This window comes from [Limnothrix rosea] IAM M-220, from assembly GCF_001904615.1.
Lineage (GTDB): Bacteria > Cyanobacteriota > Cyanobacteriia > Cyanobacteriales > MRBY01 > MRBY01.
This window is the reverse complement of sequence record NZ_MRBY01000024.1, coordinates 15,283-29,455: the sequence shown is the minus strand read 5'-3', so window position 1 is coordinate 29,455 and position 14,173 is coordinate 15,283. Positions and strand designations below refer to the sequence as shown.

Here is a 14,173-nt window from a genome sequence, read left to right as displayed (position 1 = left end):
ATTTCGCTAAACAAGAATTTTGACCTGATTATTGTCCCATAGGTTTAAGTGTCCTAGGAAGCAGAAGGATGTGGACGAAGATTGAAGCAATTCGAGTTAATGATTGTTTCGTTAAAATCAGGTATCAGCAGCTGAGGAAATGTAATGGTGCAAGAAATCCCATCGAGTACAGAAACCTCCCCGATTAAATATCCCGATAGTGATGGACAACCAATGGCGGATAACACTTTACAGTTTCAGTGGATTGTCACTATCAAAGAGAATTTAGAGTTATTGTTTGCGCCTGACCCGAATGTTTTTGTGGCAGGAGATTTGCTTTGGTATCCCGTCGAGGGGAATAACAAGATAAGACGAGCACCTGATGCGATGGTCGTTTTTGGTCGTCCGAAAGGTTATCGCGGTTCTTATCAACAATGGCGGGAAGATAATATTCCGCCGCAGGTAGTTTTTGCAATATTTTCGCCGGGGAATAGTTTCCTAGAGATGGAGCTAAAACGGCGTTTTTATGAGCAGTATGGTGTTGAGGAATATTATTTGTATCATCCGCAAAATAATGATTTAACGGGATGGGTGATTTCTGAGAATAAGTTAGAAGTTGTTGAGTCTATTAATGGTTGGGTCAGTCCTCGTCTGGGTATTCGTTTTGAGTTAACAGAAATGACATTAAAAATTTTTAGGCCGGATGGGGAACCGTTTGTTTCTTTTCAAGAATTGGATGAGCGTCGCCGGGAAGCTGAAAAACTCAGACAAATCGCGGAAGAGCAAAAGCAAATTGCTGAAAATAAATTTGAGTCTGAGCAAAAGATGAGGCAAGCTGCGGAAGATAAGTTGAAAAAGTTGCAGGACAAAATGCGGGAAATGGGTCTTGAGCTAGAGGAATAGATCGAATTTATCGGGTCAATTTTGGGCTTCCCAGAGGTCTTGTAATAATTCTTGGAGGATTGGGCGAAAGGTTCTTTGCCAGTGACTTATGACATATCCTCTGCTTACTCCTAATTTTGAGGCGATCGCCTGATAGGTCATGCCGTGATATTTGTAGTTGAGAAATATGGCAAGGTTAAATTCTGGTCGGTTTTGGGGATGGTGGCTTTGCCACTCGGTAGAGTTGATGATTATTTCAATACGCTCTCGGATTTCTTCCCAAGAACAGGTTTCCCACAGGTTTTCGGAAGAGGCTATAAGGTCGAGATATTCACGGCGATCGCCTTCTGGTGTGTTGAGGGTATTGTTTAGGGAGAGCAGGGGTTGGCGTTTGGGTTGAGCCATGGGAAGCACCAATAGATTTTATAAGGGATAAATAAATTAGGCGGCGATGGGTATTGTTTCCTTGCGCCAAAGATCAACGTTTTTATTGCGAATGAGAATGTTTAATTCTTTAATTATGCGGATGACAATAATTGCCGCATTCTCTGGGGCGATCGCCGTGCCTTGGGTTTCGAGTTTATTAAGTAAATTGCGTAAATTTTTCCGATAGAAAACTAGCCATGCTTCTTGTACGGCTTCTTGAAAAAGTTCTGGATGGTAACGCTTGCTCTGGTTACGATTGAGTTGTGGGTGTTGGTTTATCAGTCTGTAGAGTCGGGTAAAGTGGCGATCGCCAGAGTTTTGTTGATAGTGCACAAGGGCAACGATAATTTCTTGGTTGAGATCGGTAATAACCATCAGAAAATCACGAGATTACTTTCATGCTTTGATTTTCATAAAAGTCAGAAAGTTTGTCTGGATTCGTGCAAAGTTAGGCAAAACACGTAATTTTGTTGAAGTTTGTGCAAAGTCTGTGAAGGTTGTGACTTTCGGACACTAGAAAGCTTCTATGATTGACGACAAAGGGCTTTCACGTTTTTTCTATGCAGGCTACCCCAGACGACCAGAATCAGTTTGTGACAAAAGTCGCACAGCTTACCCGTACACAAAAACAAGTGTTGCGTTTATTTCTCTCTGGTCAAGATGATGGGGCGATCGCCGTAGATTTAGAAATCAAGGACAGTACAGTGCGGCAGCACATTAGCCGCATTGCCAATAAGTTAGGGGTCCCATCGGATAAGACTGATAAGGGGTTTCGTCGTCGAGAGTTAGTGAAGCAATTTCGGCAATTCGGGATTGATGGTTATACGGTTGCGGATATCCACTACTGTGATGAACCTGCTGTTCCAAAGGTCAAAGATTCTGCTGTTGAAGCAGAGGTAGAACCGAAGCAAGCTTGGCAAAATGACCCAAATTTCGTGGGAAGAGAAGAGGCGATCGCTGAATTAGATCGGCTACGGAAGCAAGGTTCAAAGCTAGTTCAAATCGTAGCTGCTGGGGGGCAGGGTAAAACTACTCTCGCGCGAAAATACTTGTACAGTCGCTTTGACCATGTAATTGAGTTTGCGATCGCAAAAGAGACAAAAGATATTGCTTCAGTACAAAGTCTGCTGGAAGAAAAGCTACGGCAAATAGGAAAAGAGCCGGGACGAGAATTGATGGTTTCTCTAGAGCGATTTAAACAACACCTACAATCGAAAAAAATCGGGATACTAATAGATAATTTAGAGCCTGCCTTAGATGCAACAGGGAAATTTATTGGAGAATATCGTAGCTATGTAGAATTACTGAGAACTCTAAATCATTGCAGCCTAAAAAGTTATTCAATAATCACTAGCCGGGAATTATTAAACGAATCGAGCATTTCGTCTGATGTCTACAAGCTTAAGGGGCTAAAGCTTGAAGCATGGCAAAAATATTTTGAATATCAGTCATTGATTTTTTTAAAAGAAGGAAAGTCGCTTATGGAGATGCATAAATCTTTTGGCGGCAATGCAAAAGCAATGGATGTCTTTAGCGGAGTAATTAAAGAAGACTGTGAGGGAAAACTAGAAAATTACTGGAATAGTAATCGGAATTTTCTTTTACTTGAGCCAACTCTCGAGAATCTAGTAAAAGAACAATTCAACAGGCTTTTAAAGCTAAATCTAATAGATTCATATAATCTTATCTGTAGGATGGGATGCTATAGATATCAAGATGTTTCTACTATTCAAAAAAAAGGAGTCATAGATTTACTTTGGGATACTAATGAAACAGAGTCAGAGAAAGCTATAAAAATACTAAAAGATAGAGGTCTCTTAGAATCTAAACAAGAGAAATATTGGTTACACCCTATTGTAAGAGAAGAGGCAATTCAGAGATTGCGCGTTAGTTCCGACTGGATAAAAACCAATATTAAAGCTGCAGAATCTTGGAGTAAGCAGTTTGAAAAGAGTGATAATGAAAAAGATATTATTTCATCATTTGAAGCTTATTATCACTACTTAAGTATTGAAGAATTTGATCAAGCGGCAAAAACAATATCTAGAACTAAAGAAAGGGCAAACAAGTCAAGATTTTCTTTTTGGACACTTCTTTATCAAATAGGAAGACTACAACAGATTAAAGATTCCATTTATAGACTTATTGACACCCAAGGTATTAGTTATGAGTTAGCTCGACTCCATGATATTTTAGGAGATCTGTGTCTAATGTCTGGAGAAATAAATGCTGCAAAAAACTCTTATCAGAAATGTAGCTTAATCGCGAAGAAACTTGATGAACAAGAGTGTTTTTTTAATAGTGATTGGTTCTCTTCTAAGGGTAACTTACGAGTGACATCCATATTTAATATGGGATTATGCTTAGTTTTTCAGTGGAATTTGAGTTCTGCAATTAAATATTTTGAGGATGTCGTTTTTTTAACTAAGTCACTAAACTCAGATCTTAGATGTCACAATAATGCTCTAGTTATCTTATGTTTTTTGTATTCTCAACTAAACGAAAATGCTAAGTCTCAAGAGTATATGAAAAAGTATAGCTCTCGCTTCCCCGATTATAATAAAAGTTTTTGGAGTATTGGTCATTCCTATATTTTTCATGGTAAAGCTTGCCAAAATCTGAAAAAAAAAGGAGAAAGTATGGAGTCTTACCTCAAAGCATTAGAGTTCTCAAAAAAAGTTGAATATCCTAGAATTCAAGGTCAGGCTTTGGTCGGTATTGCCGAACTTAAACGTATTAATTTGAAGTATGGAAGTGCTTTAATTCAACATCAAGATTCAGTCGAAATATTCAAGAAAATCGGTGGCAAGTGCGACCTCGCTGAAGCTTACTTGCAATATGCATTAACTTACCAATCGATTAGAGATAAAGGTAACAGTCAGAAATATTTTGATAAAGCTTTATATCTTTGGAGTCCAGAGCAAATTAATGCGCCTAAACAAATTGAGAGAGTAAGAAAAGTAATGAATCAATCACTATGATTCTTCTACAAGAGTTAAACCTATATAAATATCCTCAATAGGAAAACTAAGATTAATACTTTGAAGTTCAATAGTGTCACCAGCTTGATAGTTTTTGATGAGCCATTTACCAGTATCATTGTACTGCTAAGACGGCGATTGTAATGATATTGATGAGCTTGTGGCTACTTCTACTGATGACTCGGCTTTCTGGCATCTTGCCAAAATGTGTTTCTAAGGAAGCTCGTAATGTCTCTATTGTCAGGTCGCAGGGCATTTTGATAAACTCCTCTACTTTACCCTTTTCCTGTCTTTATATTTTGATGCGATCGCCCGACGTTCAGGGCAAGCTTTACAATAAAGACTTGATTGCATACAGGTTGACCATGACAGACAGTGTCATTGAGATTCTTTCCGCCGAAGAAATCCGTCGTACGATAACGCGCCTAGCGTCACAAATTATCGAAAAAGCTGGCAATTTATCCGATGTTGCCTTGCTGGGACTGTACACGCGCGGTGTACCCCTCGCACACAACCTTGCCAAGCAAATGGAGCTCCTAGAAAATATTCAAGTGCCTGTGGGAGCTTTAGATATCACTTTTTACCGTGATGATCTCGATAAAATTAGCGTTCGCACCCCTTCGAAAACTGATATCCCCTTTGACTTAAATGGTCGTCACCTTGTGTTGATTGACGATGTGGTGTTTAGTGGTCGAACGATTCGAGCGGCTTTAAATGCGGTGAATGATTATGGTCGCCCGGAGTTGATTCGCTTGGCTGTTTTGGTAGACCGTGGTCATCGGCAGTTACCGGTGCAGCCAGATTTTACGGGAAAGAAATTACCTACGGCAAAGGATGAAAAAGTAAAAGTCTATCTACAGGATGTGGATGGTCGCGATGCGGTGGAATTGATTAAAACTTAGAGTTGGAAAAAGATGCTAGGGCTATGGAACTGGGTTAATGTTTTGAGCTGCAAGACTTTTAGTTGTACGAGGATTTGTCAATATACCCATCGAGGGCAATATGGTCGGATATGTAGGGCCTAGGCTCGACATGCACCATTATTCTGGCTGGTGCGTAGATGTTTTTTAGTTTGGCTTCGACTGCTTCGGTGATGGCGTGGGCGGTGGTGACATCTTCTGCTGTTGTGATGAGGTGCATTTCAATAAAGACTTGTCGTCCTAGTAATCCCCGTGAGGCGATGTCGTGGCAATTGATCACGCCGGGTATTGCCATTACGTGTTGGTGAATGGCTTCGGGGGCGATCGCCGTTTCATCGACTAGCCAAGGCAAATTATCAGTAAGCACTTCCCAAGCGCTGTAGAAAACTAAGGCTGCAACGGGAAAGGCGAGGATAATATCGAGCCATTGGAATTGGGGGAGCCCCCAAACTTTCGCCTGCCAAACGCCTAATAAACCGAACATCACGAGCAATGTGACCCAGATATCGCCCATGGTATGTTTCGCATCGGCTAGGAGAATCGGACTGTTAATTTTCCGGCCAATATTACGCTCATAGAAGGCCACAAAAATATTGATGCCGAGGACGAGAACGAGCCAGCTTAATTCGTTGAGGCTGATATTTGTTTCTGATTGACCGATAAATAGTTTGGCGATCGCCCCTTGCAAAATTTCAAAACAGGCAATCCCCAAAAACATTGCAATACCGAGAGCACCGATCGCCTCAAACTTTTGGTGACCGTAGGGATGATCACGATCAGGCTCTGGGGACGAAAAACGATTGGCAAATAGACCAAGGACATTATTTGCACTATCGGTAAAGCTATGGAGCGCGTCAGCTTGCAAACTGAGAGAGCCCGTCAAAGCCCCAATGATCCATTTCAAACCCATGACGAAGAGATTCAGGCCGAGGGTAAGCCAGAGGACGCGCCGCACTGTTTGACGAGTATCCTGCGGTAAGTGATTGTGAGCATGGTGATGGTCTGACATAGATATACCGACAGGGACTGATTCCAGTGTATCGAGTCTGTTTTCGTAGTTGGTTATGGGATCACCCGATAAAAGGTTTGCTCTTCGGGAAAAATAACAGGCGATCGCCCCACCGTTCTCTATAATCTGGAAGGCGATCGCCCCGCAGCAAAAATCCATAAATAAAATCCATGTCATCCCGCAGCAAAGCCCTCCAATACTACATTTTGACCCGCCTCATGTTGGCACCTCTAATGTTGTTTACCATTGTGAGCGTTGTGTTTTTACTGCTACGGGCGACTCCCGGTGACCCTGCCGATGCAATCCTAGGAAATCGCGCCCCAGAAGCGGCCAAAGCTGCCCTAAGAGAACAACTAGGTTTAGACTTACCCCTGTGGTTACAGTACCTGACCTATCTTGGTCAGCTGTTGAAATTTGATCTCGGCACCTCTCTGACCAGTCGAGGCTTAGATGTATGGCAGGTGATTCAGCAACATTTTCCTGCCACCGTTGAGCTGACTTTTTTTGGGATGTTGGTCGCTGTCACCATTGGCGTGGGAGTCGGCATGCTCTCCGCCTCGCGGCAAGGGACAATCTTTGATATTGGCGGTCGGCTGTTCGGCATTATCACCTACGCCTTGCCTTTATTTTGGATGGGCATGGTGGTACAGCTCATTTTCTCTGTCAAACTCGGTTGGTTCCCATTGGGCACAAGATTTCCTCTGAATATCGACCCGCCCCCCAGCATTTCGGGACTATACACCCTCGACAGCATTCTCACGGGTAATTTTTTGCAACTGCGAACAGCACTCTATTATTTGTTTTTACCTTGTGTAACGCTCGGATTATTACTCAGCGGCATCTTTGAAAGAATTGTGCGGGTAAATTTGCGGCAAACCCTAAAATCAGATTATGTAGAAGCGGCGAGGGCGAGAGGCATTCCAGAACACAAAATTTTATGGAACCACGCTCTAAAAAATGCACTTATTCCAGTCATTACGGTTCTAGGCTTAACCTTTGCGGCTTTGCTGGGCGGCGCGGTACTCACGGAAGTGACTTTTTCTTGGCCGGGTTTAGGCAATCGTTTGTACGAAGCGATTTCCCTGAGGGACTACCCGACAGTGCAAGGCATTATGGTCTTTTTTGGGGCGATCGTTGTCGTTATGAGTTTGGTGATTGATATTGTTAATGCGTTAATTGATCCTCGCATTCGCTATTAAATTGTTCTACTCAAAACCCCGCGAACTATATTCTTGGTTTGACACTTTGAGGGCGATCGCCTCTATTATTTCTTCGGGAAAGGTCGTTGTCTGAGTTGCAATGCCTTCAATACTGCACGGATTGATTCGGTTGTTAAAGACGGATAATTCTCTAAAATTTCAGCTTCTGACCAATCTTGCTTAGAAAGACCCGATAAAAATTCAACAGATAGCCTGGTTCCTCTTACTAACGGTTTACCTGACAAAACTTCAGGGTTTGAAATTATATAATTTAAGCGATTTACAACTATTTTCAAGTCAAAAAAAACAGGCTTTAAAAATCACTAGTATCTTCAATATACTCTTCATGATAAGCCGTTTTCTGAAGAAGCTCTTGCATTCCATCGAAATCCAACTCTCGTAATAGTTGTCGAGCTTTTCGAATACCTTCTTTTGTCACTTCTACATAAGTTCGTTTTCTATAGTGTTTTCCTTTCGTTTGTGGTTGATCAACCAGTCCTTTTTCTTCTAAAAGATCAAGGGTTCCAAAATCCATACTTATCCAAGATTGAATGCTGTAAAAGTTTTGTTTATTTGGCTCTTCATCATTAAAAGTGTGGTGAATGTCCCATCCTGAAATATATAAAATTATCAAATACAATTGCTGCATTAGCTTGGTTTGTGTGTCTCTTTCGATCTGTGATGCCTTACTTCTTTCTTTGACATCAATTAAGCTACACAGCCTATCATATGAGACATTCCATGATTCTCCCCAATAATAGGGATTACTAGTATGGTTAATAAAGTCGCCATCTTTCAGAGCAACAGCACAATATTTATCAGAGAAAATATCTGATTCAGGCATTTCAAAAATACTAATTTCCCAGCCTTTTCGTTCACGAATGCAGTGTATAGTCTTCTGGTTAAGTAATCTTTTCTTTTCTTGCTCTCTTCTTTCTTCTGCAAGTTTACGCTCTCTCTCTTCTTTTTCCTTCATATCTGGAATCTCAAGTTTTTCACAAACTAGAATCCAGAATTGGTCATCTTTAGCAAAAATTTTCTGTGCTATAAGTCCATCGATAAATTCTTTTCCACACAATTCGATTGCTTTATATTTAGTCGCATTATATCCAGTGAATTTCTTGAAATCGTACTTCTTATTCATTTTTTAAAAGTCTTGATCTTGCTCTATTTCTTATTACTTTGGGAAAGAATATAAGAACGCAGTACTTGGTTGATATGAGCCTGATAGCTTTTGCCTTGAGCTTTAAACCAATCCAAAATATCTTGATCTAGAGAAATTGAAATAGCTTGTTCTGTAGGTGGTTCTACAAGTTTTGCATTCTCCCAAAAAGACTGATCTAACTCAGGAATATCAGAGGTATCAATGTCTTCGTCAGGAATTTCCTGTAAAGCCTTTAGTCTGTCGGGCGAGATAGTCATAGTAGCTCCTACGTTCTTTTGGGGTTGCTTTTCGAGCAGAGATTAAACGAATTTTGCAGTTTCTTTCGGTGTGAGCAACAGTCACGATGACAACATTTTGAATTGTGCCAATACTTATTTCTCGAATTTCTCCATAGTCGTAACGCTCATCTATTGTGGTGAATATTCTTCCTTTGAAAACCTCAGAGGCTTCCTCAAAGCTAATGCCATGTTTTCTGACGTTGCGAATATTTTTATCTTCGTCCCATTCAAATTCCATTCAGTGTATAGAAGCCAGATTTACATTTAGTGTAGCGACATCTTTAAATAAAAATCCCCCTGAAATTAATCAGAGGGATAAAAACTTAACCTAGTTTAGTTTTTGATTTTTTTTGAGACTTAGTAGTCGAAGTCACCTGCACCGGGAGCCGCACCAGCAGCATCCTTTTCAGGCTTGTCAACAACGATGCACTCAGTTGTGAGCACCATGCCAGCGATAGAAGCAGCATTCTGAGTCGCAGAACGAGTTACTTTCGCGGGGTCAACGATACCAGCAGCAAGCATGTCAACAAATTCGTTAGTTGCAGCGTTGAAGCCAGTGTTGAAGTCCTTTTCCTTAACGCGCTCAGCGATTACCGCGCCGTTCTGACCAGCATTCTCAGCAATACGCTTGAGAGGAGCAGTCAAAGCACGAGCAACGATTAGCGCACCGGTGAGCTGTTCAGCAGAGAGGTTATCGTTTGCCCAAGCTTCCAGTTCAGGAGCGAGGTGAGCAAGGGTTGTACCGCCACCAGGAACGATACCTTCTTCGACAGCAGCCTTAGTTGCGTTGATAGCATCTTCGAGGCGGAGTTTACGATCTTTCATTTCAGTTTCAGTTGCAGCACCAACTTTGATTACTGCCACACCACCGGAGAGCTTAGCCAAACGCTCTTGGAGCTTCTCGACATCGTAGGAAGACTCGGACTCATCGATTTGACGGCGAATCTGGTCACAACGAGTTTTAACTGCGGCTTCGTTTCCGTCAGCAACGATTGTGGTGTTGTCTTTGGTGATATTGACGCGACGAGCTGTGCCGAGCATATCGATAGTGGTGCTCTCAAGCTTGAGACCTGCGTCTTCGGTAATCATTTGACCACCAGTGAGAACTGCAATATCTTCGAGCATCTGCTTACGGCGATCGCCGAAACCGGGAGCCTTAACCGCAGCAACATTGAGTACACCACGAAGACGGTTCACCACGAGGGTTGCGAGAGCTTCTTTTTCGATGTCCTCAGCGATGATCATCAGGGGTTTACCCTGACGAGCAACCTGCTCAAGCACAGGAACGAGGTCCTGAACGAGGGTGATTTTCTTGTCAGTGATCAAGATGTAAGGCTCTTCCAGAACCGCTTCCATGCGATCAGTGTCGGTGACGAAGTAAGGGGAAGTGTAGCCCTTATCGAAACGCATCCCTTCCGTGATTTCTAGCTCAGTCTCCATGGACTTGCCTTCTTCAAGGGAGATAACGCCTTCTTTGCCGACCTTATCCATCGCTCTGGCAATCATCTCGCCGACTTCCTTATCGTTACCAGCGGAGATAGAACCCACTTGGGCGATCGCCTCGGAGTTCTCAACGGGGCTAGCGAGTTCCTTAATGCGACCAACGAGGAAATCAGAAGCCTTGTCGATACCACGCTTAATGGCGATGGGGTTGGCACCAGCCGCCACGTTACGGAGACCTTCTTTAACCATTGCATGGGCAAGGACAGTCGCAGTTGTTGTACCGTCACCAGCCACATCATTCGTTTTAGAAGCCGCTTGGCGAATCAGAGAAACACCCGTGTTTTCGATGTGATCCTCTAGCTCGATTTCCTTGGCGATCGTGACACCATCATTAACGATTTGAGGTGCACCAAATTTCTTTTCGAGGACAACATTACGACCTTTCGGACCGATAGTGACGGCAACAGCTTCAGCGAGGAGGTCAATGCCCTTCTCTAAAGCGCGACGTGCGTCTTCGTTATAAATAATAGACTTAGCCATAGGGAATGAATTCCTATCTGTAGAGATTTACAAGAAAAAATAAAAAAATCTAAATCACTGGGATTACCTAACAATCACAGAAAATGTTAAGCAACAGTTGCAAGGATGTCCTTTTCGGAGAGGAGAACATAATCATCGCCACTGAATTTGATATCAGTACCAGCATACTTAGAGTAGAGAACCTTGTCGCCAACTTTTACATCAACAGCGGAGCGACTACCATCATCGTTGCGCTTGCCTTCACCGACGGCAACAACTTCACCGATTTGAGGCTTTTCCTTTGCACTATCGGGAAGCAGGATGCCACCAGCAGTTTTTTCTTCAGACTCACTAACCTTGACGAAGACGCGATCGCCGAGGGGCTTGAGGGTAGAAACATTGATGCTAATTGCTGCCATGGATAAAATCTCCAGATTTCTAAAATGACTAAAATAGTTGCGAATGAAAGTTTAGCACTCTCAATCTCTGAGTGCTAATTTAGCCGAGATGTTTCAACATATACAACACCCCGAAATGTACGGGTTCCCGAACTAAAGATTTAGGGCTAGCTGAAGTCGGTTTGGGTCAGGGATTGAGCGGCCTTGGTAGAAAAGGAGAAACGGAGAGAGGGGGAATGGAGACACGGAGAAAGGGAGACACGGAGAAAGGGAGACACGGAGAAAGGGAGACACGGAGAAAAAGTTTGAGCATACATTTTTGGACATTGGCAATACTTTTAAATGAAAAATCTCCCCGTCCCCTGTGCTCCCCTTCGCCGCGTCGTCACTTTAAATTCTTTTTAAGTCAACAGGTCATTTGCTCTGCTGGCTACGATAGTCGTCTTTTGCCTGTTTGCGTGCTTTGCGAGATTTTTTTATTTTCTCTTTTTTGCTCTTGTCAGCTTTCTTTTTATCGGTTTTTTGTCGCCAGTACAGCGCCTTTTGCCACGGCTTTTTAACAATGTCAAAGCTACAGGTAATGGGATAGACCACCGGATACCACTTTTCAGAATCGTACTCAGAGCATTGGAGCATCAAGGTCAGCTCAAAATCAAAATTTTCATCGCGCGCCTCTTTTAATAAATCAGACGGAAAGATGGGTGCCGCAATTTCGTAAATGGGAGTGTCTTGGCCTTTGAGCTTCAGGCTACTTTCAACGGTTAACTTGTCTTCTAGGATTTCCCGCGGTGAGATGACACTACTGGCTTGAGCCTGAAACAGATCAATATTGAGGGCGGGTGGTAAGCGGATGAGGCGTTGGGATTTGCCGTCAAAATCCATTAAGGTACTTTGATTCCAGTGGACGGCAAAATATTGCTTGAAGGTTTGGTTTTCGAGGGTAATTTTAAAGTCGTTTAGCGTATCGGTTAGGGGCGACTTACCAAAGTCAAATTTTAAAGAGAGTTTTTCTTCCAGTCCAAATTTGCCTAGCTGTACCTTGAGAAAGTCTTTATTAAGGACAATTTCGGTCAGATTATTAATCTCCTCAACAATGCTCTGATAGACATACCAGAGCATGATGATATAGACAAACAGGAGCAAAATTTCAAAGCCATTCACAAGCTTAGGGCGGGGTCAGGCCAGCTAAGTGTGGTTTTATCCTAGTGTAAAGTTGCCAAGAATTCACCTAGTTGGTTGTGATGTTGCGGCGATCGCCCTAACGTTTTGGCCGCCAGTAAACAGCACTTTGCCACGGAAGTTTGACAATATTAAAAGGGCAAGTGATGGCATAGAAGCGATCGGGTTTATTTTCCTCCGGGCGGGCAGGCTCATGGAAAAAGACATTTACCCCAAACTGCATACCGCGATCGCGAGCCTTTTTTAACTCCGGAATCCTAAAAATTGGACTGACAATTGAGTAGCCGGATTCTTTATCAAACATCAAACAATTTTCGAGGGTAACAATTTCAACGAGGGTTTCTCCCGGCGCGACAATGCTCAGAGACTGTCCTTCAAATAAATCAAGGTTTTGGCCACGGGGGATACGAAATAAACGTTTCACCTCACCACTAAAGGTGCGAAAAGTGCTGCGCTGCCAGTCCACATAAAGATAGCTTCCTTCCGGCAAGCGATTCGCCACAATGAGCGTAAATGTCCGCATTTCTTCCGCGAGGGGGGTGCGGGAAAAGCCACACTGGATGGTGAGCTGTTTGGCTAAACCAAGGCTTTCTAGCTGCTCTTGTAACTGACCTTGGTTCATTTTGATGGCTGTTAACTGATCTAGCTCTTCGACAATACTTTGGTAGACATACCATAAAACCCAGCTGTAGAGGATAAGGATTAAAAATTCAAAGCTATTGATTGGCATTAGCTGCGTGACTAAACTTGTGCTTCCCTGATCAAAGAAAATGAAATACTGATCAATTTATTGATCAACTTATAGACAGAGGATACGACGAGATCCGAATACTAATGTCATAAAAATCATATCGGCTCATATGGGTAGATTTCGCTGTGGGTTGTGGGGCGATCGCCCTAGGTTTCGAGGGATTTTTATAAGTAAAATATCGACGGCGCAGCATAGAGCGAGTGAGCGATGGTCGCAGTGGGCACAGTCGAAAAAATTTGGATTAAACGGGGCAAAGGAGCACCCATGGATAGCGTTGAACGGGCGGAGCTGGTGCAAGGTAAAGGGTTACAAAATAATGCTGATCAACGGGGCTGGCGACAGGTTACCCTCCTTGATGCAGCGGTGTGGGAGCGAGTGATGATGGCATTAGAAGCTGATCTTGACCCCTCAGTGCGGCGTGCCAATATTCTCGTGCGGGGCTTAGATCTCACCCAAAGTCGCGGCAAAATTTTGCAGTTAGGCGATGGTCAACTCAAAATGCTGAATGAAACAAAACCCTGTGAGCGCATGGATGAAGTTTTACCGGGACTAAAGGCTGCTCTCTATGATAATTGGGGCGGCGGTGCGTTCGGGCGGGTTGTGACCAGTGGTCAGGTTTGGATTGGGGCAAAAATTTATTGGACTGGGGCATCCTAAGCCTAAAAATTCTGGGTGTGCTGATGGGCGATCGCTTTCCTTTTCTAACAGCACAGGAATGTTTAGTATTGCTTATATAGAATTAAAGCTATGTCAATATTTTCATTCATTGACTATCGTCTATGACATTGTTAAACTCAATCTAACTTAATAAAAACAAAAGAGCAGTGTAACGACTCCTGTTCTCCAAGTATTTGGAGAGATCTGCGATGACCGAAGGCTAACCGGTCTAACCACCATTTGGCTGGGATGCTAGTGATTCTTTAAATTAGCCAAAGCTATTGAGTCTTTTCTATATTCTCTTCGGAGAGTTGGGCAGATAAACTCAGGTGCGTACAGACACTCTTTTCCTGCAAAAAACTGTTTTCTCAATTGTCCATTGACACA

Annotated in this window: 16 protein-coding genes; 5 read left to right on the top strand and 11 right to left on the bottom strand. The window is 42.8% G+C overall.

Going from position 1 to position 14,173, the window contains the following annotated elements:
- Positions 1-144 precede the first annotated feature (144 nt).
- A complete protein-coding gene (locus NIES208_RS10855; RefSeq protein WP_075892624.1) occupies positions 145-882 on the top strand; it encodes a Uma2 family endonuclease in 738 nt (245 codons plus the stop codon).
- 15 nt (positions 883-897) lie between these two features.
- On the opposite strand, the gene NIES208_RS10850 is transcribed toward NIES208_RS10855, so the two are convergent.
- Together NIES208_RS10850 and NIES208_RS10845 are read right to left on the bottom strand one after the other, a co-directional pair.
- Positions 898-1,266: an RNA polymerase sigma factor gene (locus NIES208_RS10850; protein ID WP_075892622.1), complete on the bottom strand. Its 369-nt coding sequence runs from the start codon at positions 1,264-1,266 to the stop codon at positions 898-900.
- Positions 1,267-1,302: 36 nt separating this feature from the next.
- Positions 1,303-1,662: a hypothetical protein gene (locus NIES208_RS10845; RefSeq protein WP_075892620.1), complete on the bottom strand. Its 360-nt coding sequence runs from the start codon at positions 1,660-1,662 to the stop codon at positions 1,303-1,305.
- A gap of 185 nt (positions 1,663-1,847) precedes the next feature.
- On the opposite strand from NIES208_RS10845, the gene NIES208_RS10840 reads away from it, so the two are divergent.
- Entirely contained in the window at positions 1,848-4,268 is a 2,421-nt protein-coding gene (locus NIES208_RS10840; protein ID WP_075892618.1) for a LuxR C-terminal-related transcriptional regulator, read from the top strand.
- Between the two features lie 365 nt (positions 4,269-4,633).
- Positions 4,634-5,170 carry a bifunctional pyr operon transcriptional regulator/uracil phosphoribosyltransferase PyrR gene (pyrR, locus tag NIES208_RS10835; protein ID WP_075892616.1) on the top strand — a complete coding sequence of 179 codons (537 nt, stop codon included), beginning with the start codon at positions 4,634-4,636 and terminating at the stop codon, positions 5,168-5,170.
- 58 nt (positions 5,171-5,228) lie between these two features.
- Here pyrR and cdf31 read toward each other — a convergent pair whose 3' ends face one another.
- On the bottom strand, positions 5,229-6,197 hold the full coding sequence (gene cdf31 / locus NIES208_RS10830) for a CDF family zinc efflux transporter Cdf31 (RefSeq protein ID WP_075892614.1): 969 nt from the start codon (positions 6,195-6,197) through the stop codon (positions 5,229-5,231).
- Between the two features lie 170 nt (positions 6,198-6,367).
- Here cdf31 and NIES208_RS10825 point away from each other — a divergent pair, with 170 nt between their 5' ends.
- Entirely contained in the window at positions 6,368-7,396 is a 1,029-nt protein-coding gene (locus NIES208_RS10825) for an ABC transporter permease (RefSeq protein ID WP_075892612.1), read from the top strand.
- Between the two features lie 65 nt (positions 7,397-7,461).
- On the opposite strand, the gene NIES208_RS10820 is transcribed toward NIES208_RS10825, so the two are convergent.
- The 8 genes from NIES208_RS10820 to NIES208_RS10785 form a co-directional block, all read right to left on the bottom strand.
- Positions 7,462-7,692 carry a DUF433 domain-containing protein gene (locus NIES208_RS10820; protein ID WP_225875296.1) on the bottom strand — a complete coding sequence of 77 codons (231 nt, stop codon included), beginning with the start codon at positions 7,690-7,692 and terminating at the stop codon, positions 7,462-7,464.
- 17 nt (positions 7,693-7,709) lie between these two features.
- Positions 7,710-8,540: a DUF6429 family protein gene (locus NIES208_RS10815; RefSeq protein WP_075892610.1), complete on the bottom strand. Its 831-nt coding sequence runs from the start codon at positions 8,538-8,540 to the stop codon at positions 7,710-7,712.
- Between the two features lie 23 nt (positions 8,541-8,563).
- Complete coding sequence (locus NIES208_RS10810) at positions 8,564-8,818, bottom strand: BrnA antitoxin family protein (protein ID WP_075892608.1); 255 nt, start codon at positions 8,816-8,818, stop codon at positions 8,564-8,566.
- On the bottom strand, positions 8,772-9,077 hold the full coding sequence (locus tag NIES208_RS10805) for a BrnT family toxin (RefSeq protein ID WP_075892606.1): 306 nt from the start codon (positions 9,075-9,077) through the stop codon (positions 8,772-8,774). Before NIES208_RS10805 ends, NIES208_RS10810 begins: the two co-directional genes overlap by 47 nt.
- 119 nt (positions 9,078-9,196) lie before the next feature.
- Positions 9,197-10,822 carry a chaperonin GroEL gene (groL, locus tag NIES208_RS10800; protein ID WP_075892604.1) on the bottom strand — a complete coding sequence of 542 codons (1,626 nt, stop codon included), beginning with the start codon at positions 10,820-10,822 and terminating at the stop codon, positions 9,197-9,199.
- An 86-nt stretch (positions 10,823-10,908) separates the two neighbouring features.
- Positions 10,909-11,220 carry a co-chaperone GroES gene (gene groES / locus NIES208_RS10795; protein ID WP_075892602.1) on the bottom strand — a complete coding sequence of 104 codons (312 nt, stop codon included), beginning with the start codon at positions 11,218-11,220 and terminating at the stop codon, positions 10,909-10,911.
- A 393-nt stretch (positions 11,221-11,613) separates the two neighbouring features.
- Positions 11,614-12,360 (bottom strand): hypothetical protein, encoded by a 747-nt coding sequence (locus tag NIES208_RS18980; RefSeq protein ID WP_075892600.1) that lies wholly within the window; start codon positions 12,358-12,360, stop codon positions 11,614-11,616.
- A 97-nt stretch (positions 12,361-12,457) separates the two neighbouring features.
- Positions 12,458-13,108 carry a hypothetical protein gene (locus NIES208_RS10785; RefSeq protein WP_075892598.1) on the bottom strand — a complete coding sequence of 217 codons (651 nt, stop codon included), beginning with the start codon at positions 13,106-13,108 and terminating at the stop codon, positions 12,458-12,460.
- A gap of 228 nt (positions 13,109-13,336) precedes the next feature.
- Here NIES208_RS10785 and NIES208_RS10780 point away from each other — a divergent pair, with 228 nt between their 5' ends.
- Positions 13,337-13,786: an MOSC domain-containing protein gene (locus NIES208_RS10780; RefSeq protein ID WP_075892596.1), complete on the top strand. Its 450-nt coding sequence runs from the start codon at positions 13,337-13,339 to the stop codon at positions 13,784-13,786.
- Positions 13,787-14,173 lie beyond the last annotated feature (387 nt).